We start from the raw sequence: 23,126 nt of genomic DNA, 5'->3' as shown, positions 1-23,126 counted from the left end.
TAAATATCATAAAATACACTTATCGTCAATAAAAAAACGAACGGTCTTTCCTCCGTCCGCTAAATTCACTATATTGGCAGTAATATTTCTATCGTGGTTCCATTTTCATCACTTGAGATATTTATGGTGCCATTGTGATTTTCAATAATTTGCATGCTAATCATCAATCCTAATCCATTTCCATTTTCCTTGGTTGTAAAAAATGGCTGGCCGATTCGTTCGAGATGCTCTTTTGGGATACCGCACCCTTGGTCAATAAACCGAATTTTTATTTGATTAGAATCTGTACATTGAACCTCTATGATGATTTCTCCACCCTTCTGCATTGCCTCAACAGAATTTTTGAGGAAATTAATAAACATTTGCTTAAGCTGGTTTTCATCGCAATAAACTTCAGGGATTTCCGTCAGGTAAAGAATATGAATACCTATATTACTCATAATCGCATGTGTATCAGCAAGCGTTTTAACATGCTCTAAAATGGTCGGCAAATCACGTTTCTCAAATTTCATCGACTGCGGTTTCGCTAGCAGCAATAATTCACTGAGAATTAGTTCAATGCGGCTTACTTCGGAATTGATAATTTCCAAATATCCAGAATTAAATTCACGGCCTGTATCCATTAGCTTAATAAAGCCTTTTATAGCGGTTAATGGATTTCGTATTTCATGGGCGATTCCAGCGGCAAGCTGCCCGGCAACCGTTAACTTTTCGGACTGGAGAAGCATTTTTTGCGTTCTTTTCTTCTCCATTATGTCCCGAATGATAATATGACGTGCAGGTTCGTTTTGATAAATGGCTGGAATGGCTTTTACTTCGACCTCAATAACCGTGCCATCAAAACGGACCAGCTTTTCCACAATAAAATCAACTGCCTTACCATTTTCAACCTTCTTGGCCCGTTGTTTCACAATGTCAGAATCAGGGCTGGCCAAAAAATCGTATATGCTTTTTCCGATCACTTCATTTTTATCTTTCGCACCAATTAATTCGACGGCTGTATCGTTTGCAAATAGGATTTGCTCATCTTTAACAATTGCAACGGCATCAGGTGAATGCTCTACAATATCGCGATAGATATTCTCCCGCTGCTGAATATCCTCCATAAGCTTTTTTCGCTTTTGTTTAAGTTCCGTAATATCCTTTGCTACTGCATAAATCCCTACAATTTCACCATCAATGACAATCGGATAATTTGTCATATTTAAATCAATTAATTTCCCGCTTTTATGAACGATTTGACAATCGAAATTCTGCAATTTGCCATCAATTGCTTTGTAAAAAAATGAAATGGCTCGATCCAGATGCTCCAATTTCATTACTTTCATATACGTTAATTTTGAAAATTCATCCGAATTATATCCAAAAATGTGAGCACAAGCAGGGTTTAATGGAATGAAATAACCGTCTAAATCCATCGCATATATGGCATCAGAATCGCATGCGATCAAAGACTGATAGCTTTTTAGACTGCCATTTAAATGCTTCTCTAACAAGATCCGCTTTTCCTTTTTAATATCAGTTATAGAACTTTGCATCACGATCAAAAGTTCCTTTCATTATTTATAAAAAAGCCAAATTAGAAATAGTCAATGATCCTACTTCCAATTTGGCTTGTCAAAGGTCTAGGTGTACTAGTTCATTTTCACTATTTCATATGATAATAGTCATTAATCTTACTATAATATTAATCTTAATAATTGTGATTTTCAATCCTAATATTGCAATTTAAAACATCGGTAGATTGGGAAAACTTCGTTTTAATACAAAATATTCCTACATATTCTTTTTTCTTCACTCATAAAATGGACAAGAAAAGGCTAGTCCAAGGAGGAATAACTGTGAATGGTTTGAAGAGAATTTTTAGAGATTATTTCTTTTAAATAATGAAAAAAACAGTATTAATTTACCTATGTTTGCTATTTGGGGCAACCCTGCAAGGACTTTCAATGTCCCTGTTTTTATTTCCCCATTCCATACCTTCCGGCGGTGCGGCAGGACTAGCCATCTTAATGAATTATTGGTTTGGTTTATCGCTCGGCTTCTCCCTATGGCTGGCCAATATTGTCTTCTTACTCTTTGCGCTAAAATATTTTGGCTATACATGGACATTTCGAACCATTCTATCAGTTGCTACTACCTCCACAGTTGTTAGCTTGATTACGACACATATACCACATCAGCACGTTCATTTAATGTTTGATATGGTTAGCGGGAGCATCTTTTTTGGCATCGGCGTTGGCCTTTTGATTCGTGCAGGGGCTTCAAGCGGCGGCATGGTCATTCCTGCACTAATGATTGCCACCTATAAACATTGGAGTCCAGGAAAAGTGATGATGGGCATCAATATGATAATATTTTTATTAACCGCGTTGGTCATTGATTATAAAATTGTCGTGTACGCCATTGTTTGTCAATTCTTTTCAACCAATATCATTGATTTTATTTATGAATTAAGATTTAATCGGCTACTTTTCCTTTCTGCCAATTGGCGAAGACGATAAAGAGACTGTCTTGATTTGGCAGTCTCTTTTTCATATCGTTTTTACATCTATAAAAACCTCGATATAAATACAAATACGCGCTTACTTAGTCCCATCCAGATTAAACTGTAGAACATCGATATTAGGAAAATTATGATCGAAGTTTTTAAATTAAATATAGATGAGACTGTTGGCCCTAAAACCGGAAACCGGATAACGTAAAGCAAAAACATTATTCCAATTGAGAGTCCCAATCCGCTGGCAAACATGATAGAAAGCCAACTTTTCCACAACTTGAATCCGATTCCCAAGGAAATTCCTAATAGTCCTGTTGTAAAAGGAAATACAAACAACTCGCTGGGCTGGAAAATAGCTAATAGGAAAATGGTAATAACATAGGACATGAACCCAATCCTTAGTGACAACATAGAAGCAAGAACAATGGGCAGTGTAGTTAACATACTGAACGCATAGCCAATCCCAGTAAAAATTCCGGCTGCCTGGAGGATGGCTGCGATTCCAGCAAGGAGAGATCCTAGTACTAATTTCGTTGTATTGGAGTAATTTTGAGTTGAAATTGTTTGGGGATTTTGTCCTGAAATATTATTTGTTCTTTTTTTCACTGTAGCCCCCCACAAATAAGGTAAAGGAAGACCTGTTAAAGGATCTTCCTTACCTTTAAATAATTTAAAATCTCTTTTACCGATGCCTCAATCGACATTCGACCTGTTTCAATAATGATTTCTGGATTGTCAGGGATTTCGTATGGCGAGGAGATGCCGGTAAATTCAGGGATTTCTCCCATTCTTGCCTTCCGATATAATCCTTTAGGGTCCCTGTCCTCACAGATTTGAATCGGGCAATTCAAGAAAATTTCGATGAATTCACCTTTTTCAAACATATTACGAACCTGCGCCCGGTCCTCTAGAAAAGGTGAAATAAATGCGGATGAAACGATTTGCCCGCTGTCCACAAATAGTTTTGCCACTTCCCCGATTCGGCGGATATTCTCTTTCCTATCACTGACACCAAAACTTAAATCTTTGTTCAAACCATGACGAATATTATCCCCGTCCAATACATAGCTTCTATAGCCTTCTTTAAAAAGCGCCTGGTCTACGGCATTTGCCAATGTCGATTTTCCCGAACCTGATAACCCAGTAAACCAAAGCACGCAGCTTTTATGACCATTCTTCAGATGACGGTCATTTTTTGTAATCGTTGATTGATGCCAGGTAAGATGTTTACTTTTCCCCATTTCCTACACCTTCTAGTTTGTAGACTTCCCTCATCCCCTCGATAAGGATTTCAACGACTTCAGGACGGCTGAATTCTTTTGGCGGCTGCTCGCCGTTTTTGAGCATTCCCCTGACTTTAGTTCCAGATAAGATGACATGATATTCCCTGTCATGCGGGCAGGTTTTTTCAGAAGCCATGTTCTCGCATTTTTTACAATAAAAGCTATGTTCAAAAAACAGCGGTTTGATTCCAAGCTCCTCTTCGGTAAAATGAGAAAATATTTTTTGAGCATCATAAGTGCCATAGTAGTTTCCTACCCCAGCATGGTCTCTTCCGACAATAAAATGGGTGCATCCAAGGTTTTTCCGGACAAGGGCATGAAAAATTGCTTCCCGAGGTCCGGCGTACCGCATCGCTGCCGGGAAAACGGACAGGAACACCCGGTTCTTTGGATAGTAATTTTCAAGTAAGGCTTGGTAGCTTTTCATTCTAATTTCGCCTGGGATATCATCTGCTTTTGTCTCGCCGACAAGAGGATTAAGGAACAGCCCGTCAACCGTTTCCAATGCCGACTTTTGAATGTATTCATGAGCCCTGTGGACCGGATTGCGTGTTTGGAACCCGACAACTGTTTTCCATCCTAATTGCTGGAACATTTCCCTTGTTTGCACTGGTTCTAAATAAAAACCCTCAAACTGGCCTTTTTCGGGTCTTTTTATAAGGGTGACTGGGCCAGCCAGATAAACTGCAGGACGTTCAAAAAGTTTTTTTACTCCTGGATGAGCTAGGTCAGTTGTCTTGAATACCTTCTCAGCCTCTATGTGCTTATCTGGCGAAAACTTTTCGGTTACTTTCATGACACCATAAACCTTGCCATTATGAATGAGGTTAATGGTCTCACCGATAGTTATTTCGGCTGCTTTGGTCTGGTGGACTGCCAAAGTAATCGGCAATGACCATGGCAGTCCCGAAACAAGCCTCATTTCATGTACAACTGACTCATAATCGGCTTTGCCCATAAATCCTTCGATTGGGCTGTAAGCACCATTTGCAATTAACTCAAGATCGCTTAATTCCAATTTATCGAGTTCAACATAATTAAGAGAATAGTCCACTGGATAATTTAGATTGATTTGATTGATTAATTTCCCGCCATGGGGAATACTCTTGTTCAACGGTTTTCCCTCCCCAAATTTCTTTATCTCTAAGTTAAATGGAGTCCGCACTCCGTTTTAGATTGGCCTGCCCAGCGACCCGCCCTCTGGTCACCAGAATCAGTAACCGGCTGGGTACACGGTGCGCAGCCGATACTTGGATAACCGTTATCATGTAATGGGTTATAAGGCAACTTGTTTAAGTCGATGTAAGTTAAAATATCATCCCAAGTCCAATGAATAAGCGGACAAATCTTGATATTATGAAACTTTTCATCTTTATTGATGTACTGGGTCTTACTCCGTAAAGCTGACTGTTCACGTCTTAACCCAGAAATCCAGGCCTTCGTACCCTTTAAAGCTTCCCTTAACGGAGCTACTTTTCTAATTTGGCAGCACAAATTAGGGTTCTGACGCCAAAGCTCTTCACCGTGCTCCTTCGCCTGTTCCAATAACGATAGCTTCGGTTTGATCATTGTGATGTTCAATGAAGAGTAGCGGTCCTTCACCTGATTTATTAATTCATACGTTTCCGGGAAATGAAGCCCGGTATCAAGGAAGATGATTTTCGCCTGTTTGTTTACCTTATGAATTAAATCGATTAATACAATTCCTTCTGCACCAAAGCTGCAGGCGTATACCACTTCCTCGCCATATTCCTGATAGACCCATTTTAAAATATCAAAGTAATCCCTGCTTTTACCGCTAATCTCTGCTATTCTTTGTTCATCCCAATTTTCATACGTAAGTATCGATGCCATTCCCACCCCTCCAAGTAAATTATGAACACATCTCCAACGTTACACAGGAGTTATTTTCCAAAATGATTTTATTCATCCTATTAATATGACCGTGCTTTGATAAAGAAACCAAAGCCCGAATCCAGCAGCCATGGCCAAATACTAAAATGTTTTTATATTCCCGATATTTCTCCAAGAACATGGAAATGCGTTTTTCAAGGTTATGAATGCTTTCACCTAAAACCAGCTTGCTTGGGTTCTCTAACCAGGCATCGCCAAATTCATCAACAAGCATTGCCTTTGGCTGGCCTTCAAACGGACCAAAATCCAATTCATCTAATAAGCACTCCGTCTCCGGCTGAAATCCATAATGCTGTGCAGTTTGACGGGTTCTTATTAAACTGCTGGCCAAAACAACTTCAAATGGTGCAAGACTATTCAACATGCTTTTATTTTCAGTAATGCCTTTGCTAAATTCCTCGGTTAATGGGGAGATTCCGATATCCCTTCGCCCTTGAAGCATGTTGTTGTTATTCCAGTCCGTAGGCAAATGGCGGATTAAGGTAATTTGCATTCCTGCTGTGCCTCCAAATAAAATGTTTCACTCCTCAGGCCACAGCGCTGCGCTTCTAACATTAAAACATCCGAAAGCTTCACATTACCCAAATTTACATTTGGCCCAAGTTCCCTAATAAAGTACATTTGATGTTTTGCTGAGGGTGCCTCGAAGATAATTTTATTCGGATCTAAGTCTCTGACTAATTCCTGAATCAGATCACACTTGACCGTACCACATTTTTCATAAATGCCGGAAGTCCCGGAATCACGCCCTTCAGTGATGACGTATTGACAGCCAGCCTCAAGCAGCTCCTTGATTTCTGCCCTCCATTCCAAAATGGACATTTCTTTCTCGGTATCCTTTGAGCCTACCTCGGCAATCACGTTAAAATTATTTTTTAGCAAATAAATCAATTCCAGCCTCTTTTCAAGGGGAATATCCAAGGTCCCATTCGATACCTCAACCCATTCAATCCCGAGATCACATAAATAAGAGAGGTATTCCGGTATTTTGTTTTGGTAATAACATTTTTCAAATAATGTGCCGCCGCAATAAGGCTTGATATCGTATTCCTTATACAGTTCCACCTTCTTCTTTAAATTGGGGGTGATATATGCGGAACCAATTCCAATTTTGGCAATGTCAATGATATGGCTGTAATCGGCCAATATATTCCTTAATTCTCCCATAGGAGTTCCAAAGTCGGCGACAGAGGTCAATCCATAAGTTCGACTGCCGGAAGTCCGTTCAGGAAGTGTTAGAAAATCCATAGGCATTACGCCTCCTCTTTTTTTCTAGGATAGATTATTCAAAAACTGGGTGAATGTGTAGATATTGGGCCAATTCCTTAGAAATTAGGCATTCGCCTTGTATAAAGTGATGTCCCCAGTCAAACACTAAAAGAGTTCATTTAAACGATAGGGGTGCACTCCATTGCCAAAACAAAAACACAAAGGCATGACGATTTTCGCAATTGGTTCAATCCCGATGATTTTAGTATTAGGAAACTCAATGTTAATCCCAATCCTTCCGAAAATGAAATCGGAGCTTGATATTTCTCAATTTCAGGTAAGTTTGGTTATTTCGGTATTCTCGATTGCAGCAGCAATCTCAATTCCGGTATTAGGGTATTTTTCCGATCGCTTTTCAAGGAAAGCAGTCATCATCCCGTCCTTAATTTTATATGGTATCGGCGGGCTTTTAGCAGGTGCTTCAGCAGCATGGTTCGGAAGCTCGTATACTTGGATTCTTGCCGGCAGAATCATGCAAGGAATAGGCGCAGCGGGAACAGCCCCGATTGCAATGGCGTTAACAGGGGATTTATTTAAAGGAGGAGAACAAAGTAAAGTTTTAGGGTTAGTAGAAGCATCCAACGGTTTTGGTAAGGTGATTAGTCCAATCATCGGCTCGTTATTGGCCCTCATTTTCTGGTACGCCGCCTTCTTTGCCTTTCCAATATTTTGTTTCTTATCCGTATTGTTAACCATCTTTTTTATCAAGGAAAAGAAAACAAAAAAAGAGCCGCCGCCAGTTGGAAAATATGTAAAAGGCCTTATATCTGTTTTTAAAACTGAAGGGCGCTGGCTTTTTGCAGCGTACTTGACAGGAGCGGTATGCTTATTTACTTTGTTTGGCATCTTATTTTACATTTCAGATATTCTTGAAAAGGATTATCAAATTGATGGAATATTAAAGGGGGCTATTTTAGCCATCCCACTTTTATTTATGACCACAACCTCTTACATCACTGGAAGTAAAATCGGCAAGAAAATGAAGCTGATGAAAGCACTGATTATTATTGGACTTCTCTTGATGACCGGTTCATTTGCATCGTTAATTTTCTTTAAAAAGCTGGTTCCGTTTTTTTCTGTACTAGTTATTAGCAGTATCGGAACAGGTCTTGTGCTGCCTTGCATTAACAGCTTTATTACTGGCTCAGTTCCGGCAGACAGGAGAGGATTCGTCACCTCCTTATATGGCTCCGTCCGTTTTTTAGGCGTTGCCATTGGGCCGCCCATCTTTAGTAAATTAATGGATTGGTCTCGGTCCGGAATGTTTTTAACAACGGCCGGGTTAACCCTCATTTGCGCTTTACTATGTATGGTTCTGATTCATGTGTCGAAAAAAGAGTCTTCGAAGGAAAAGGAAAATGATACGCTATTTGAAAAATTGCAGTTTACGTAAGGGAGCTGAAAACAGTGCAAATATATTTTTCACCTGAAGTCATCACTCCTCATTTTCAGGTCCTAAATGTTGTCGATTCCACCAATAAAGCAGTTGGCAATGTTGCCTTCTTATTTGATGAGAAAAAATTGTTCGTATATGGAATTTTGGAAGAAGAGGGTGTCGGACTAGACTTTAAGGACCTTGTTACACCTTATATCAAAGGGATGACTAAAGCAAAACAAGGGCTGGATATTTTCTCTTGTATATATGTTGGCTGTAAAAAAATCAAATTGAATGAAGAGGAAGAAAAATAAATGAAAACTCGCCGATTGGCGAGTCCGAAAGGACGAAGACAAAGGCTTAGTTGAATTTGTGTGTTAAGAAAATTCAGAGAAATTTTCTTATTAGCTAAAAAAGATTTGCAATGAGGGCATATGTCCTCTTTTTTATTTGAAGAAATGGGCTGACAAGGCGTTTAACTACTTCATATTTTATTGATGAAATGTAGATTAGAGATATTGGAGTGTTTGCCTAATGAGTGTCGGTATCATTATCATGGGGCTTTTTATAGGCTTTATGGTCGGATTAACCGGGGTTGGCGGTGCTGCCTTGTTAACACCAATCCTCATTTTATTGGGAATTAGTCCTTCGATTGCAGTTGGTACAGACTTGTTTTATAACTCCATTACAAAACTATTTGGTTCAATCCAGCATTGGCGGCAAAAAACCATCAATTTAAAACTCGTAAAGTACCTCGCCATTGGCAGCATTCCCAGCGCCCTTTTAGCGGTTGGTCTGCTTCATTTATTTGATTCCTTTTTCCATAACCAGGAGCAGATTATCAAGCATGCCCTTGGTTATGTACTTATTTTAGTTGCAGCGGCGACCCTGTTTAAAACATTTATGAAGAAAAAAATAGAGTGGAACCCTATGCAGCTAAAACCTCTTGAGGAGAAAAAAGCCTTAACCATCACTATTGGAGCGGTATTAGGCTTTATTGTCGGGTTAACCTCGATTGGTTCCGGTTCATTATTTGCCATAGCCATGCTTTACTTGTACCGGATGAGTTCGTCTGAACTGGTTGGAACAGATATTGCCCATGCATTTTTGCTGGTTACCGCTGCAGGTTTTATGCATGCTGGAATTGGCAATGTTGATTATTTATTAACTCTAAATTTGTTGTTAGGCTCCATCCCTGGAGTTCTAATCGGAAGCACGTTATCGTCAAAATTCCCAGCAAAACCATTACGAACAATCATGGCCTTGATGATTTTATTTAGCGGAATAAAATTAATCTAACAACTTGATTTCTCCATAAAGAAACACGGCTTTAATACCGTGTTTCTTTCCTCATTCAAGACGTATTAACTGGTTTGGTTTCCTTCCTTTTAAGAACCATTCTTTTTAGTAATAGGAATAAAATGACAATGCATCCTTCCAAAAATATTCCAAGTGAATTCCAGGCATAAAAGGAAAAATGAATATGGTTCATGCTGTTTTTAAACAATAAAATCGACAAATAGCCGAGAGTAAACGCTATAGGCAGAAGAAATTTATTTGTATTGGATTTATAGAAATAACTAAAACAAAAATTAATCGCATACATTAAAAAGGCTACTTTGCAGAAAAAAACCGGAATCCATACTGACACAATTACTAAATCCAGCCTGTCAAGAAAATCAGTTAAGTTTATTTGCTGGACAAGTACATAGGTTGGATAGGCAGCCTCCCGAACAATTTTTGTTCCTAAAACCGAGATGTTTAAAATAAGCACAATCAAAAACAGAAACACCCCCAAAGCTGTTCCGGTGATAACTGCTTTTCGGGCTGCTTTTAGCGGGTTCACACTTGCAATGATCAGAATGAAAAAAAACAGCTCCCCTATCCAGGAGAAGGATATAAAAACAGATTTCGTTAATTCTTTAAATGAGTGCAGGCCAGGGAGCGGCTGTAAATTTCCCGCATCTAGTTCATTTAGCAAAAGAAATGGCAGTAGAAGAACCACAATGATGAGAATAAAAAAATGGATGGCATTAATTCTTGCAATGACTTCTATTCCAGCCATGCTGATATAGATGATGACCAAGGTCGATAAAACCATTAACATATTATTAGGAGTGTTTGGCAAAAGTACGGATGCTACAAAATCAACAAGCGCCCGTAAATCACGTACAAAAACCAATAAAGCTAAAAAGAAAAATAAAATGATGATCCCTTTTTCCAAAAGGCTCCCCTTCTTCCCGATGGAAAAGAGATGTTCAAATCGTTCTGCATTCCCTTTCTTTCCAAAAATCAGATAAATGATCAAAAGAAAAAATGGAAAAGAAAGAATCGGGACAAGCCATGCGTTCTGCCGTCCCGTATGAACGATGATCTGCGGCAGGCTTAGTACGGCTGCACTCAAAATAAAGTTTGCAATTAGAAAGATTAACTGTAGATTGGAGATTTTTTCCCTCATATATTCACAACCATTCTTGACAGCCTCCCGAATGAATCATTTAAAAAAGAGGTAACACTATTTAATGATAGATGTAATCCCGACAATACCGTACATCCAACAGTCACAAGAATGATTAGGAACACCCATTTACGCTCTTTTTTATCAATAATTTTCGCCTTGAAAATAATCACAACATAAATGGCAAGAGATAATAAAACAATCGCTATATCCATATGTTAGTTCCTTTCCACATTCCCGGTATTCGTTGTTCTTTGAATATCGGCGTCCACCTTAACCGTTACCTTTAAAGAGGGGAGCATCGATTTCCAATTCTGTTTCCACTCATGCTCCCAATTTTGATGATGACGTTTAAATAAAAACCATCCAAATCCATAAATATCTATACCTTGTGAATGAGCATGGCCCAGTATTGTCTGGATATCATTCTTTATTTTCTTTTCCATATTATCAATAATGATGTTATAAGTTGCTGGGTCTTCGATTCGTAAGTTAGCTTCATTTTCCAGCAGATATCCGGTTACCCTGACGGAAACGGCAAATTCAGGCTTCCCATTCACTATTTTTATGTTTGGGCGGACACTATTTTCGTTAATATGAACTGTCATTTCCTTATTTTTCGAAACGGAAAATGAGTAGCTTTTCCTTTTCATTCGTTCGAGCAGCCATAAGATTCCCTGAGATTCCTTTTTACTTGTAAAAAAGGAAAGCTTGTCAGCACTAAACACAGCAAAACTGTCCATTAAGAGTTCTTTCCCATCGCTCTCCTTTTTTAATGTCCCAGTTGGTTCAACCATCGGAATGATCAGCGACTTTCCTTGCCGGTCTAAATTCTGCAGGACATCCATAACAGTCAAGTTCGCACCTGATTTGGCCATTTCCCGTATCGCTTCAGCGGACGATAGTTCCATTCGCGGCTGGGCTTTTAACATTTTAACAGCCTCTCCTTTTGAAATAATTAGAAAGGTTGATAATCTAGACTGAGGCTGGGTAAAAACAGCATTAAGAATTTCCCTTATTCCTTCTTTTGCCTGTTTCTCACCAATTACCAAGACCCTTCGGTGAGCAAAATAAAGCTGTCTTGATAACCTGGACTGGATGTCCTCAACACCTTCCCTGATGTTTCGACCGGTCCCGGTTGCGATAAGAAAAGGACCTTCACCGCTTGTCCCGCCGCCTCCCCCGCTCGAGCCTGTTCCGCCTAATGAGCTTGGCAAGGGCACCTGTACAGAAAAACGGTATAGCTGCTTCGGTGCCTTATCAACTCCCGTTGCAACAACAAATGCCAAATCGTTTATTTCCGTCCGATCCCAACATCCTGTTAAAGGTATGAGAAGGAACAGGATCGATATAAAAATGCAGGCCTTCTTCATGAGGGACTCCCTTCTTCTCCAGCTTTGGGAGGACCAGGCATTAAATGATCAGCTTGCCTGATCACATCCTCTTTTACAAACTGATTTGGTCTCTCATTCATTGCCCACCATGGAACCCTGATTAAGGTGTCCTTTAGAGCTTTAAAGGACATTGGGGCAATAGGCCAAAAATATGGAATTCCAAATGATCGTAATTTGCATAAATGTGTCAAAATAATCATGAATCCCAATACTACACCAAACAGCCCAAACATACCGCCGAGAACCATTAACGGAAAGCGGAGCATCCGTACGGAAATAGACATATTGTACCTTGGAATTGTAAATGATGCGATCCCGGTAAGCGCAATCATAATAACCGTTGGCGCTGAAACAATACCTGCTTCTACAGCCGCCTGTCCAATAACCAGAGCACCAAGAATCCCTACTGCCTGTCCGACAATTTGAGGAAGTCGAATTCCCGCTTCCCGCAATGCTTCAAACGCCAATTCCATAATCAATGCTTCGACAAACATGGGAAACGGTATGGCTTCCCTGCTTGCCGCAATCGATAAAAGAAGCGAAGTGGGAATCATCTCCTGATGAAAGGTGGTTACAGCCACATATAAACCCGGTAATGTGATGGCAATAAACACGAAGGAAATTCTGAGCAACCTTAAAAAAATAAAAATATGAAAACGATCATAATAATCTTCACTTGACTGAAAAAACTGCCAAAAGGTTGCCGGCAAAATTAATACAAAAGGTGTCCCGTCAACGATGATGGCAATTCTGCCCTCGAGGAGGTTGGCTGCCACAGTATCAGGTCTCTCGGTGTTTTGGATTTGGGGAAACATGCTCCAAGCACTGTCCTCAATAAACTCTTCAATATAGCCGCTTTCTAATATCCCATCAATTTTTATTCGATCCAGCCTTGAGAGGACTTCTTTTACCAATTCCGGTGGAGCCAAACCTTCTACATACAAAATGGCCAAGTTCGTTTGTGTTTCTTCTCCGACGTCTTTTGAAAGAATTTTTAATCGATTGGAGCGGATCTTATGGCGGACCAGTGCCGTGTTTACCCTTAATATTTCGGTAAACCCTTCGCGCGGTCCACGGACGGCGGATTCAGTAGTGGGCTCTGAAACCCCTCTTCTTTCTCCCCCTTTTGCATCGAAAATAATCGCCTTCGTCAGCCCATCAACTAATAGGACAGTATTAGCCTTCAATACGTTTTTGACCACATCATCCAATTTAATTGTTTCAGATACAGAACTGATCGAAATAACTCTTTCTGTTAAAAAATCTGCTGTAATCCTGTTCACTTCATTTTCTTCGATCAGTTGCTTTAATCCATGAAGTTCAATTGATTTCGTATCTATAAAGCCATCTACAAACAGTAAATAAGCATGGACGCTGCCAGCAATCAACGGACGGAAAACCACATCAGTACAATCCTGAAATAGTTCTTTTAAGATTTCAATGTTGACATGTAAGTCTGCCTGGATCTCCTTATGAGTCTCATCACTTGATAGTGATTTTTCTTTAGAGGATTTCAATTTTTTTAATTTCTTCATTGGAGTCCTCCGTATCCAAATTTTTGGCTGTTAATATTTCAAAACCATTTTTTAATATTACCCAGTAGTTGAAAATTATCCCTTTTGGTATTTTAAAAACTTGTCCTTGTATACGAATTGTCTTCATATAATGAGAAGGACTAACTGTTTTCAGGGGGTTACATATGTTTATTTTTATTGAAAAAGCGGTTTTGGCCATGGCTATGCTAAGAGTCCTGTCTGGCAGTATCGAAATATTTGCTGCTATCCTGATGATAAAATTTAATTCAATTGAAAAAGCACTTATCGTAAATAGTTCACTTGCACTGGTAGGCCCAGTGATCCTGATCATAACAACAACCATTGGCGTTCTAGGCATGGTAGGCGGGGAATTATCAATTGTTAAAATATTGTGGATTTTCCTTGGGGTAAGCTGTATTTTAATTGGGGTGAAATGGTGACTAAAAAAGGCGATTACTGACCGCCCTTTCGTTCCTAGTTGAGTAAAAAATAACCTACTCCGGTTAAGAGTAGGTTATCTTGCTAATATTCCATCGAAGTCCTCGGTAATTTCTATCCTTCTAATAAAAGAGAATGAGGATCCTCCAATAATTCTTTTACTGCTGCCAGAAAGCTGACAGCCTCTTTTCCGTCCACAATTCGATGATCATATGAAAGAGCAATATACATCATTGGGCGGTTTTCCATTCGTTCCGCATCAATAGCAACCGGCCTTGTTTGAATTTTATGCATGCCAAGAATACCTACTTGCGGACTATTCAAAATTGGTGTGGACATTAATGAACCAAAAACTCCACCGTTTGTAATCGTAAATGTTCCACCTTGCAAATCATTTAAAGTAAGGGCGTTATCACGAGCTTTTTTACCAAGAGTACTGATTTCTTGCTCGATTTCGGCAAAGTTTTTCTGGTTGGCGTTACGGACGACCGGTACTACCAAACCCTCTGGGGCTGCAACAGCAATTCCGATATCGTAAAACTTTTTAAGAATCAATTCATCGCCTTGAATTTCGGCATTTAACAGTGGGAATTGCTTTAAAGCTGAAACCACGGCTTTTGTAAAGAACGACATGAACCCTAAACGAACACCATGTTTTTCAAGGAATGCATCCTTCCGCTTATTACGTAAATCCATAATGGCTGACATGTCAACTTCGTTAAACGTAGTTAACATCGCTGCTGTATGCTGGACTTCTACTAAGCGCTTAGCGATCGTTTGACGGCGGCGTGACATTTTCACACGTTCTACCGGTTTATCAAACTCAACTTCTGTTTGTTGTGCTGGTGCCGGTTTTGGGCTTGCATTTTCCACTTTTGGTGCTTCTTGTACTGCAGGTGTTTGCGTATGTGCTTTCACATCATCTGGACGAATTCTGCCAAGCGGGTCACTGCTGTTTACTTGGTGCAGGTCGATTCCTAGTTCTCTTGCCAATTTTCTAGCAGCCGGTGAAGCAATTGGACGTGAAGAATTAGAAAGTTCCGGTTCAGTCAGGGCAGTTGGTTGGTTGACTGTTTCTTGTGCCGGTTTTTCCGGTGCTGCTGTTGGAGCTACTGGAGCAGATCCTTCTGCTGCATTCTCTTCGATGATGGCGATAACATCACCTACCTCAACTGTATCGCCAGGCTCTTTTAACAGCTTAGTGATAACCCCTGTGTCTTCGGCATTTAATTCAATATTCACTTTATCGGTTTCCAACTCTACGATACTATTACCCTTGGTAACTTTATCTCCAATATTAATGAGCCATTGTGAAATGGTTCCTTCTGAAATGGATTCCGCGAGCTCTGGTACTTTGATTTCAATCATGTGTCAAATCCTCCTAGGTATTCTGTTACGTGCAAATGATGCGGATCTAAAGGACATTTCCTTTGCTTTCTCCAGCAGTTTTTCCTTTAGAGCTCCTCTATTGGACATTTTCCTTTGCTTTCTCCAGCGGTTTGTCCTTTAGGGCTCTTCTATTGGACTTTTTCCTCTGCATTCACCAGCGGATTGTCCATTAAAGCTTTCCTAAATGACTCTTTTCATTTTCAGCGTGTAACAAATTGTGTTTCTTGTTTCTGTGTATCTACTAGACTTTCAGAATTTAATGCCTGTTGGATAATGCGTTCTTGTTCCATTTTATGAACGAGTGGATCTCCGCCTGCCGTGCTTGAACGGTACTGACGTCCAATGTAGCCGACTGACATTCTGCCCGATGCAAGCTCAAAGAGGGTTGGGGCAATATAATGCCAAGCTCCCATATTCTTCGGTTCTTCCTGTACCCAAACGATTTCATTCAAGTTTGGATACCGCTTGATGATCGCTTCTATTTTTTCTTGTGGGAATGGATACAACTGTTCAATACGAACGATGTGTATCTCATCCAAGTTACGATTTTCTTTACTTGAGTCGATTTCAACTGCCAAATCGATGGCCATCTTCCCAGTTGTTAATACTAATCTTTTTACTTTATCTGTCGCTTTTCCGAGCTGCGGCTGTTCAATAACCGTTTGGAAACTACCTTCGCTAAGAGCGGAAGCAGGAGAAGCGACCTGCGCGTGACGAAGCAGACTCTTTGGTGTCATAATCACCAATGGCCGAACAAATTCTGTTCCTAGTGTGGCTGCTTGTCGACGTAAAATATGAAAATATTGTGCCGCACTTGTCAGGTTGGCAACAGTCCAGTTGTTTTCAGATGCCAATTGTAAGAAGCGTTCAGGACGAGCGCTGGAATGCTCAGGTCCTTGGCCTTCATAACCATGTGGAAGAAGCAGAGTAAGCCCTGATTTTTGCCCCCATTTTGCTCTTGCCGATGAAACAAATTGATCAAATAGAGGTTGTGCCGTGTTAGCAAAGTCGCCATACTGCGCTTCCCACATGACAAGTGTCTCAGGTGCAAATACGTTATAGCCATATTCGTAACCTACTACGGCTGCTTCTGACAGCGGGCTATTATGAACCGCAAACGAAGCGCCTGCCTGCGGAAGATGATGCAATGGTGAATACGTTTGGTTTGTTTCTGCATCATGAAGAACGATATGCCGCTGCGCAAACGTTCCGCGCTCAGAGTCTTGACCCGTTAGACGGATCGGTGTGCCTTCTTGTAACATAGACGCGAATGCCAGTACTTCTGCTACTGCCCATTCCACTTTTCCGTTCTCTTCCAATGCAGTTTCTCGGCGCTCAAGAATCCGTTTTAACTTAGGATAAACATGGAAACCTTCAGGCCATTTTAGCAATTCACGATTTATTTCTTGAAGAGTGCCAAGCGGTACTTTTGTTTCCATCGGTGGAATTCCCTTCGCTATAACACCCGGAACCGCTACTTCTACTGGTGGTTCATCCTGCTTTGTCTCTGACGCTTTGTCATACTCAGCCTGCAATTGTTCCTGCACACTAAGATTGATTTGTTCAACTTCTTGTTGATTAAGAGTTCCGTTATTTAACAGTTGAGCAGCATATAATGCTCTTACAGTTGAATGCTTGGCGATTTTTTTGTACACCTGTGGCTGGGTGACAGCAGGATCGTCCATTTCATTGTGGCCGAACCGGCGGTAACCGACTAAATCAATCACAAAATCCTTTTGGAAACGAGCACGGTATTGATAGGCAAGGTGAACAGCTGCCAGACATGCTTCCGGATTATCTGCGTTCACATGTACAATCGGAATCTCAAATCCTTTTGCTAAGTCACTGGAATAACGAGTTGATCGAGAGTCGTGGCTATCTGTCGTAAAGCCGACCATGTTATTCGCAATAATATGAACCGTTCCTCCCGTTTGATATCCCTTTAATCCGCCTAAATTCAAAGTTTCCGCTACAATTCCCTGGCCTGGAAAGGCTGCATCGCCATGGACCAAAATCGCAAATGCTTTCTTGACATCCTGCTCCGGGTAACCTGGTTTCTTTCGATTCTCTTGGGCTGCTCTGGCAAAACCTTCGACTACTGGGTTGACAAATTCAAGATGGCTTGGATTATTTGCCAAGGTAATACGAGTACGAACGGTACCGGTGCCTTCAATGAATTGATTACGTCCTAAATGATATTTCACATCTCCTGTCCAGCCCTCGCTAATGTCGACTAGATCTGCTGTTGGACCTTGTTGTTTGGCGTGAGAGTGCTGGAACTCAGAGAAAATCTTGCTGTATGGTTTCTTTAATACATGTGCTAGAACACTTAAACGGCCGCGATGCGCCATTCCAATCACAACGTTGCGGACTCCTTCATCGACGCCTTCACGCACTGCTTCGTCAAGCATGGGGACAAGCATGTCTACACCTTCAATGGAGAATCTCTTTTGACCAACAAAGGTTTTATGCAAAAACTGTTCAAATCCCTCGACTTCAGTCAAGCTCTTTAACAGCTTAGTACGTTCTTCTTTAGATAATGATGGTTGTAAGGAACCCTTCTCCACCATCTGTGTCAGCCAAATTCGCTCCTCCGAATCACTGACATGTGTAAACTCGTATGCAAGGGATGATGTATAGCGTTCTATTAAACGGTTCATCGCATCAAATGCGGTTTCAACATCTTCCGGTGCCTCTTCCCAAACCAATTTAGCTGGTATCGCTTTCAAGTCTTGTTCACTTATTCCATGTTTTTCAGGCTTGAACAACTCTTGACCCCTTCGATTCTCCTCCAAAGGGTTTACGTTTGCTGCCAAATGGCCATTTGTCCGAATGTTTTCAAGCAATTTAGCAACTTTCATTACTTTTTCTATACTTCCCGAAGGAATATCAGGTACATGTTCGATGATTTCATTCGTTTTAGCTGTTTCATAAGACACTGGTGAGCCCCATTTAATGAAAAGCTCTTTTAAATTTTGATCAATGGTTTCTTCTCCGCTGGTGAACCTTTCATATTGTTCAATCACATATCCAAGGTTCGGACCAATAAATTTCTTCCATGGATTTGGTTGGTTGTCCTTTACACCCATTTACAATACCCCCATGATTTAGTTCTAATGTTTATATTTGAAAGATTAATAGTAATAATTATCAATTGCCTATGGATAAGGATAATGTAATAATTGAAATAAATAAAATGCTAAAAAATTATATTTTATTATAAAAATTATTTATATCAGATAGATAGGTGGAACAATGGATTATCGTGATTGGGAAATATTAAAGGTACTTTATAATCAAAAAAATCTAACGAAAACAGCTCGTCAATTATTTCTAACACAACCCGCATTAACGAGCCGATTAAAGCATATGCAGGAAGAACTGGGTGTGAAACTCGTAACCCGTGAAAGCCGGGGTGTGCATTTTACCCCGCAGGGAGAATATCTGGTTCAATGTGCCGAGGAGGCATTGGCCCATTTTCAAAAAGTAAAAGAAAATGTCCAAAATATGTGTAATAACGAAAAGAATGAAGTGGCTGGTACGTTGAAATTGGGGGTATCCAATTATTTCGCGAATAATGAACTTCCTTACCTTTTGAAATTATTCAAAAAGCAATATCCCCATGTGGAATTCAAAGTGATAACAGGTTGGAGCAGAGACGTAACGCAGCTCATACACAATAAGGATGTTCATATTGGTTTTGTTCGAGGAGACTATGGGTGGAGGGGGCTCTCGATCCATCAGTTATTTGAGGAAACCATCTGCATCGCATCCACGAAGGAAATTGATATAACGGATCTTCCTCATCTTCCGAGAATCGATTATCGAGGGGATTACTTATTGAAATCAATAATTGATCATTGGTGGGCTGAAAATTATGCCGAAGCTCCTTTTATCAGCATCGAGGTAGACCAAGTTGATACCTGCAAGGAAATGGTTATAAATGGACTTGGCTACGGTATTCTATCCAGCAGGGTACTTGCCGGAATAGATGACTTATACAAGATTCCTTTAAAGGATAAAGAAGGAAGTCCTATCCTTCGAAGAACTTGGATGTATTATCATAAGGAATCACTGGAATGGAATGTTGTTAACGCATTTGTCCATTTTATTGAAAACTTTGATTGGAAAAATCATTGATAATTACGAAGTATAAAATAAAAAGATTCAGACTAATTGGGTCTGAATCTTTTTATTTTATATAGTTTGTTAAAACTGGCAGGGGCATTTCCGGAAACTCCTTAGCCGTGTGCTATACTGACAAAATAAAAAAACACTCAAACCGTTTGAGTGCCTAAATGGTGCCTGCTTATTTAAATTTTGTCCAATCATACATTTTTTGTCGTTGTTTTCTCAGCCGTTCTTTCTTTTTACTTTCAACTTGTTTTTCTTGAGTGAAATTCATGATGAAACCACAATCTTCACAAATGTAAGTAAATAAATTTGATTGCTCCGGAATGTTTTTTAATGGGTGTTCCTCCTCAGATTCCAGTAAGAACTTTAAGTCAGCATCAGCAGTCTCATTAATTTTATAATTCTCATGGTACCTTTCATATTTCACCGCAATATACCCTTTTCGAAAGTGAATACCATTGCAAACAAGGCACTCAATTTCACTTGTTTTATTTTTCAATATCAACACCTCCAATTGAATTTTATGAAGATTCCATATTATTCAAGACCACTTAACCAACCCCTTACCAAAAAAAGGATCCCCTTTTCATTTAATACCTCCAAAGCCCCAACATATGCAATCCCTTTTATTCCCCACCCTCAAATACTAGATTTTTAGAATGATAACCCATAATCCGCGCCCTCCATAACACAGTCATAGTTTTTTTAATGATAATTTGTTGGAATTGATTTTTTTGTAAAAAAATGTATATCCGAAAATTAATAAAAGGGGATTAGTATCGGACCAAATCTATTACAAAAAAAATAGGCGCGGTCTATAACCTCGCCTAAACTCCAGATATACTTAGCTTCGATTTCTCGATTATTTCTTCAAAAGACTTAATATTTGCTTCAAAATTTGGTACAGTATGGGACTCTTCGGCATCCTTTACCAATTTTACAACCATATCATTAAAAGGGGTAGAGATTCCTGTACCTTCAGCAAGCCTTGGGATAACCCCATTAATAAAATCAATTTCCGTTTTGCGTTTCTTTTCCAAGTCCTGCAGCATGCTTGCTTTTAACAGTCTAGAAGCTTTTAATATAAATCGAAATGTTTCGACATGTCGAGGTATATCTTTTTCATTGTGGATTCGTAAGGTTTCGTAATCAAAGTTCCTCTTACGGTCAAATTTTACACCATTTGCTTTTCCTACTCGTATCGTTTCATCCGCTATATGTACAGCACTTAAAATAGCAATCTCATGGTCTAGAATTTCCCCATACGTTGCATTTAATGCCGCCGACAAGCCGCTAAACGCATTGTTGATGAGTAACTTTGACCACTTCGTTCCAATTAGGTTATTGGAAATGTGTGTCCCGCCAACAAGTTCTAAAATAGATTTGATACGTTGAATTCTTTCTGTTATTTCACCGTTAAATTCCCCTATTTGAAACGAGAAATTCTTAAACTTGCTAAATTCTGTTGTAAGCATGGATACACCTGGTTCGATATATGTAGCACCAAATTCAACAGCCCCAGCAATAACACGTTCCCGCCCGACAATGGAAGCCACCTTCTCTTCAGGGATACCATTTTGCAATGAGCATACGATACTATGGTCCCCTAAAAATGGCAGCAATTCTTGAAGAACTGAATCGTTGTATAACTGTTTAGTTAAGAGCAAAACTAAATCGTAAGTTCCTGACATGTTGTCAGGAGTAGTAGCTTTAACCTCAGCATGATACTCTATTGTGCCGATAATTTTTGCACCTGATTGATTCAAAGCATCAACGTGTTCCTGGTTGATATCAATCAATTCCACGTCTTTTCCACCAGCAGAAATGAAAGAACCAATAATCGTTCCCAGAGAACCTGCGCCTAAAACAGCAATTCGCATGTCAAAAACCTCCTATTCATCTGTTAAAAATGATTTGTCTTTTTCTTTTATCTTAATGTTTAGGGAAGATTTATCAATTCTTTCCTATTAAATATTTTAAAATCACTTGCTATTTCATAGTTGGCAGGTGTTATTTTCTTTAGTTGCCCCATTGTGATTTCATCACTCATTTCCACTAACCAAAGCTGCTGATCTCGAAATTTAAAAACGGCATACTCTGTGATAATGGTATCGACTCTTTTTTTAGCGGTAAGTGGGAACGTGCATTCACGGAGTATTTTGGGCTCCCCTTTTTGATTCAAATGTGTCATGGCTGCAATCACCCTTTTGGCCCCGACTACTAAATCCATAGCGCCGCCAACTCCAAGAACATCCTTTCCTGGTATTGCCCAACTTGAGATATCACCTTGTTCTGATACTTGCAGTGCTCCAATAACGGTTGTATCGATATGACCACCCCGCATCATTCCAAAAGAGATTGAACTATCAAAATAGGACACATGCGGCAAAACAGTTACCGGGGCTTTTCCAGCATTAACTAGATCAAGGTCGATTTGATCCGGACTAGGATCCGGTCCCACCCCTAGAATCCCATTTTCCGAGTGGAGCGACACTTGACCTTGCGGAAGATAATCAGCAACTAGAGTAGGAATACCGATACCAAGATTCACGATGCCTGATGTTAATTCTTGTGCACAACGCCATGCAATATACTCTTTTATTGATTTTCCCATTACAGCTCCTCCCTTTGAACCACAATATCTACAAATGCAAAAGGAGTGACAATAGACTCTGGATCAAGCTCACCTATTTCAACGACTTCCCCTACTTCAACAATGGTAAGATCAGCGGCCATTGCCATGATGGGATTGAAATTCCGAGCGGACTTCCTATAGATGAGATTACCTGCCTTATCTGCTTTATAAGCCTTTATTAAGGCAACATCGGCAAACAGGGTCTGTTCAAGAACATATTCCCGCCCCTTGAAGGTCCGCGTCTCTTTCCCTATTGCGAGTTCTGTCCCAGCTGCTGTCGGAGTGTAAAAGGCAGGAACTCCTGATCCGCCTAAACGAATCGCTTCTGAAAAGGTTCCTTGCGGTAATAATTCGATTTCTATTCGGCCTTCCCGATAAGCCTGAACAACCTCTTTATTGGTAGTAAAATACGATCCAATCGCTTTCTTAATGCGATCTTGTTGAAATAGAACATTCAAATTCGTCTCTTTTGTTATATTGTTGCTAATGATGGTCAAATCCTGAAGTTCCGGTCTATCGATTACTCCTTGCAGTAAATATTGCGGTACCCCTGTTGCACCAAAGCCCCCTACTAACATAGTTGCACTCATAGGAATTTGCTTAATCGCTTCGTCAACTGATAGAAATTGAACATTCGTCTTAATCGGATTCTCCAACTCAGAATGCAAATTTTTTCCCCCTTTTCATTAACAAGACCACTCAGACCTAGAGTAGAAAAGTTTGATAATTTTTAAATTTTAGATATTTAAATTTTAAAATAATATATGATTTGAGTCAATCGTATATTTTCTTACTAAAACGC

At 39.9% G+C, this 23,126-nt stretch carries 23 protein-coding genes; 6 read left to right on the top strand and 17 right to left on the bottom strand.

The window, feature by feature from the left end; translation table 11 throughout:
* Window positions 1–68: 68 nt before the first annotated feature.
* Entirely contained in the window at window positions 69–1,538 is a 1,470-nt protein-coding gene (locus tag ACZ5AE_RS11565) for a PAS domain S-box protein (RefSeq protein WP_464573600.1), read from the bottom strand.
* A 348-nt stretch (window positions 1,539–1,886) separates the two neighbouring features.
* Between ACZ5AE_RS11565 and ACZ5AE_RS11560 the strand changes: the two genes are divergently transcribed.
* Window positions 1,887–2,504 (top strand): YitT family protein, encoded by a 618-nt coding sequence (locus tag ACZ5AE_RS11560; protein WP_464572398.1) that lies wholly within the window; start codon window positions 1,887–1,889, stop codon window positions 2,502–2,504.
* Between the two features lie 47 nt (window positions 2,505–2,551).
* On the opposite strand, the gene ACZ5AE_RS11555 is transcribed toward ACZ5AE_RS11560, so the two are convergent.
* The 6 genes from ACZ5AE_RS11555 to ACZ5AE_RS11530 are packed head-to-tail and all read right to left on the bottom strand — an operon-like array spanning window position 2,552 to window position 6,945.
* Window positions 2,552–3,106, bottom strand: a complete 555-nt coding sequence (locus ACZ5AE_RS11555) for a hypothetical protein (protein ID WP_464572396.1) — start codon at window positions 3,104–3,106, stop codon at window positions 2,552–2,554.
* A 35-nt stretch (window positions 3,107–3,141) separates the two neighbouring features.
* Window positions 3,142–3,741, bottom strand: coding sequence for an adenylyl-sulfate kinase (gene cysC / locus ACZ5AE_RS11550; protein WP_464572394.1), 600 nt, complete (start codon window positions 3,739–3,741; stop codon window positions 3,142–3,144).
* On the bottom strand, window positions 3,728–4,897 hold the full coding sequence (gene sat, locus ACZ5AE_RS11545; protein WP_464572392.1) for a sulfate adenylyltransferase: 1,170 nt from the start codon (window positions 4,895–4,897) through the stop codon (window positions 3,728–3,730). Before sat ends, cysC begins: the two co-directional genes overlap by 14 nt.
* Before the next feature lie 29 nt (window positions 4,898–4,926).
* Window positions 4,927–5,637, bottom strand: a complete 711-nt coding sequence (locus ACZ5AE_RS11540) for a phosphoadenylyl-sulfate reductase (RefSeq protein WP_464572390.1) — start codon at window positions 5,635–5,637, stop codon at window positions 4,927–4,929.
* A 19-nt stretch (window positions 5,638–5,656) separates the two neighbouring features.
* Entirely contained in the window at window positions 5,657–6,190 is a 534-nt protein-coding gene (locus ACZ5AE_RS11535) for a histidine phosphatase family protein (RefSeq protein ID WP_464572388.1), read from the bottom strand.
* Window positions 6,175–6,945 carry a phosphosulfolactate synthase gene (locus ACZ5AE_RS11530; protein WP_464572386.1) on the bottom strand — a complete coding sequence of 257 codons (771 nt, stop codon included), beginning with the start codon at window positions 6,943–6,945 and terminating at the stop codon, window positions 6,175–6,177. The genes ACZ5AE_RS11535 and ACZ5AE_RS11530 overlap by 16 nt, the downstream gene beginning before the upstream one ends.
* A gap of 187 nt (window positions 6,946–7,132) precedes the next feature.
* Between ACZ5AE_RS11530 and ACZ5AE_RS11525 the strand changes: the two genes are divergently transcribed.
* The 3 genes from ACZ5AE_RS11525 (at window position 7,133) to ACZ5AE_RS11515 (ending at window position 9,640) form a co-directional block, all read left to right on the top strand.
* Entirely contained in the window at window positions 7,133–8,359 is a 1,227-nt protein-coding gene (locus ACZ5AE_RS11525; protein ID WP_464573599.1) for an MFS transporter, read from the top strand.
* Window positions 8,360–8,373: 14 nt separating this feature from the next.
* A complete protein-coding gene (locus ACZ5AE_RS11520) occupies window positions 8,374–8,655 on the top strand; it encodes a hypothetical protein (RefSeq protein WP_464572384.1) in 282 nt (93 codons plus the stop codon).
* Between the two features lie 220 nt (window positions 8,656–8,875).
* On the top strand, window positions 8,876–9,640 hold the full coding sequence (locus ACZ5AE_RS11515) for a sulfite exporter TauE/SafE family protein (protein WP_464572382.1): 765 nt from the start codon (window positions 8,876–8,878) through the stop codon (window positions 9,638–9,640).
* 55 nt (window positions 9,641–9,695) lie between these two features.
* Here ACZ5AE_RS11515 and ACZ5AE_RS11510 read toward each other — a convergent pair whose 3' ends face one another.
* The 4 genes from ACZ5AE_RS11510 to ACZ5AE_RS11495 are packed head-to-tail and all read right to left on the bottom strand — an operon-like array spanning window position 9,696 to window position 13,728.
* Window positions 9,696–10,799, bottom strand: coding sequence for a GerAB/ArcD/ProY family transporter (locus ACZ5AE_RS11510; RefSeq protein ID WP_464572380.1), 1,104 nt, complete (start codon window positions 10,797–10,799; stop codon window positions 9,696–9,698).
* Window positions 10,796–11,014, bottom strand: a complete 219-nt coding sequence (locus ACZ5AE_RS11505; protein ID WP_464572378.1) for a hypothetical protein — start codon at window positions 11,012–11,014, stop codon at window positions 10,796–10,798. The genes ACZ5AE_RS11510 and ACZ5AE_RS11505 overlap by 4 nt, the downstream gene beginning before the upstream one ends.
* Window positions 11,015–11,017: 3 nt before the next feature.
* On the bottom strand, window positions 11,018–12,172 hold the full coding sequence (locus ACZ5AE_RS11500) for a Ger(x)C family spore germination protein (RefSeq protein ID WP_464572376.1): 1,155 nt from the start codon (window positions 12,170–12,172) through the stop codon (window positions 11,018–11,020).
* Window positions 12,169–13,728, bottom strand: a complete 1,560-nt coding sequence (locus tag ACZ5AE_RS11495; RefSeq protein WP_464572374.1) for a spore germination protein — start codon at window positions 13,726–13,728, stop codon at window positions 12,169–12,171. The genes ACZ5AE_RS11500 and ACZ5AE_RS11495 overlap by 4 nt, the downstream gene beginning before the upstream one ends.
* 164 nt (window positions 13,729–13,892) lie before the next feature.
* On the opposite strand from ACZ5AE_RS11495, the gene ACZ5AE_RS11490 reads away from it, so the two are divergent.
* Window positions 13,893–14,168 carry a YqhV family protein gene (locus ACZ5AE_RS11490; protein ID WP_464572372.1) on the top strand — a complete coding sequence of 92 codons (276 nt, stop codon included), beginning with the start codon at window positions 13,893–13,895 and terminating at the stop codon, window positions 14,166–14,168.
* A 112-nt stretch (window positions 14,169–14,280) separates the two neighbouring features.
* On the opposite strand, the gene odhB is transcribed toward ACZ5AE_RS11490, so the two are convergent.
* The gene (gene odhB, locus ACZ5AE_RS11485; protein ID WP_464572370.1) at window positions 14,281–15,534 is read right to left on the bottom strand and encodes a 2-oxoglutarate dehydrogenase complex dihydrolipoyllysine-residue succinyltransferase; all 1,254 of its coding nucleotides are present in this window, start codon (window positions 15,532–15,534) and stop codon (window positions 14,281–14,283) included.
* Between the two features lie 221 nt (window positions 15,535–15,755).
* Entirely contained in the window at window positions 15,756–18,644 is a 2,889-nt protein-coding gene (locus tag ACZ5AE_RS11480; RefSeq protein WP_464572368.1) for a 2-oxoglutarate dehydrogenase E1 component, read from the bottom strand.
* Window positions 18,645–18,810: 166 nt separating this feature from the next.
* Here ACZ5AE_RS11480 and ACZ5AE_RS11475 point away from each other — a divergent pair, with 166 nt between their 5' ends.
* A complete protein-coding gene (locus ACZ5AE_RS11475) occupies window positions 18,811–19,695 on the top strand; it encodes a LysR family transcriptional regulator (RefSeq protein ID WP_464572366.1) in 885 nt (294 codons plus the stop codon).
* Between the two features lie 169 nt (window positions 19,696–19,864).
* On the opposite strand, the gene ACZ5AE_RS11470 is transcribed toward ACZ5AE_RS11475, so the two are convergent.
* The 4 genes from ACZ5AE_RS11470 to ACZ5AE_RS11455 form a co-directional block, all read right to left on the bottom strand.
* The gene (locus ACZ5AE_RS11470; protein WP_464572364.1) at window positions 19,865–20,188 is read right to left on the bottom strand and encodes a hypothetical protein; all 324 of its coding nucleotides are present in this window, start codon (window positions 20,186–20,188) and stop codon (window positions 19,865–19,867) included.
* Window positions 20,189–20,516: 328 nt separating this feature from the next.
* Entirely contained in the window at window positions 20,517–21,569 is a 1,053-nt protein-coding gene (locus tag ACZ5AE_RS11465; RefSeq protein WP_464572362.1) for a ketopantoate reductase family protein, read from the bottom strand.
* Between the two features lie 59 nt (window positions 21,570–21,628).
* On the bottom strand, window positions 21,629–22,303 hold the full coding sequence (locus tag ACZ5AE_RS11460) for a 3-oxoacid CoA-transferase subunit B (RefSeq protein ID WP_464572360.1): 675 nt from the start codon (window positions 22,301–22,303) through the stop codon (window positions 21,629–21,631).
* Window positions 22,303–22,992 carry a CoA transferase subunit A gene (locus tag ACZ5AE_RS11455; protein WP_464572358.1) on the bottom strand — a complete coding sequence of 230 codons (690 nt, stop codon included), beginning with the start codon at window positions 22,990–22,992 and terminating at the stop codon, window positions 22,303–22,305. The genes ACZ5AE_RS11460 and ACZ5AE_RS11455 overlap by 1 nt, the downstream gene beginning before the upstream one ends.
* Window positions 22,993–23,126: the final 134 nt, after the last annotated feature.

The organism is Neobacillus sp. S1227, from assembly GCF_055385255.1.
Note: the sequence above shows the minus strand (reverse complement) of the source record. Positions and strands in the feature narration are given on the sequence as shown.

Coding starts and splice junctions, on each gene's coding strand:
- ACZ5AE_RS11565 (WP_464573600.1), bottom strand. CDS start 1,538: ATGCAAAGTTCTATAACTGATATTAAAAAGGAAAAGCGGATCTTGTTA.
- ACZ5AE_RS11560 (WP_464572398.1), top strand. CDS start 1,887: ATGAAAAAAACAGTATTAATTTACCTATGTTTGCTATTTGGGGCAACC.
- cysC (WP_464572394.1), bottom strand. CDS start 3,741: ATGGGGAAAAGTAAACATCTTACCTGGCATCAATCAACGATTACAAAA.
- ACZ5AE_RS11540 (WP_464572390.1), bottom strand. CDS start 5,637: ATGGCATCGATACTTACGTATGAAAATTGGGATGAACAAAGAATAGCA.
- ACZ5AE_RS11535 (WP_464572388.1), bottom strand. CDS start 6,190: ATGCAAATTACCTTAATCCGCCATTTGCCTACGGACTGGAATAACAAC.
- ACZ5AE_RS11530 (WP_464572386.1), bottom strand. CDS start 6,945: ATGGATTTTCTAACACTTCCTGAACGGACTTCCGGCAGTCGAACTTAT.
- ACZ5AE_RS11525 (WP_464573599.1), top strand. CDS start 7,133: ATGACGATTTTCGCAATTGGTTCAATCCCGATGATTTTAGTATTAGGA.
- ACZ5AE_RS11515 (WP_464572382.1), top strand. CDS start 8,876: ATGAGTGTCGGTATCATTATCATGGGGCTTTTTATAGGCTTTATGGTC.
- ACZ5AE_RS11510 (WP_464572380.1), bottom strand. CDS start 10,799: ATGAGGGAAAAAATCTCCAATCTACAGTTAATCTTTCTAATTGCAAAC.
- ACZ5AE_RS11505 (WP_464572378.1), bottom strand. CDS start 11,014: ATGGATATAGCGATTGTTTTATTATCTCTTGCCATTTATGTTGTGATT.
- ACZ5AE_RS11500 (WP_464572376.1), bottom strand. CDS start 12,172: ATGAAGAAGGCCTGCATTTTTATATCGATCCTGTTCCTTCTCATACCT.
- ACZ5AE_RS11495 (WP_464572374.1), bottom strand. CDS start 13,728: ATGAAGAAATTAAAAAAATTGAAATCCTCTAAAGAAAAATCACTATCA.
- ACZ5AE_RS11490 (WP_464572372.1), top strand. CDS start 13,893: ATGTTTATTTTTATTGAAAAAGCGGTTTTGGCCATGGCTATGCTAAGA.
- odhB (WP_464572370.1), bottom strand. CDS start 15,534: ATGATTGAAATCAAAGTACCAGAGCTCGCGGAATCCATTTCAGAAGGA.
- ACZ5AE_RS11480 (WP_464572368.1), bottom strand. CDS start 18,644: ATGGGTGTAAAGGACAACCAACCAAATCCATGGAAGAAATTTATTGGT.
- ACZ5AE_RS11475 (WP_464572366.1), top strand. CDS start 18,811: ATGGATTATCGTGATTGGGAAATATTAAAGGTACTTTATAATCAAAAA.
- ACZ5AE_RS11465 (WP_464572362.1), bottom strand. CDS start 21,569: ATGCGAATTGCTGTTTTAGGCGCAGGTTCTCTGGGAACGATTATTGGT.
- ACZ5AE_RS11460 (WP_464572360.1), bottom strand. CDS start 22,303: ATGGGAAAATCAATAAAAGAGTATATTGCATGGCGTTGTGCACAAGAA.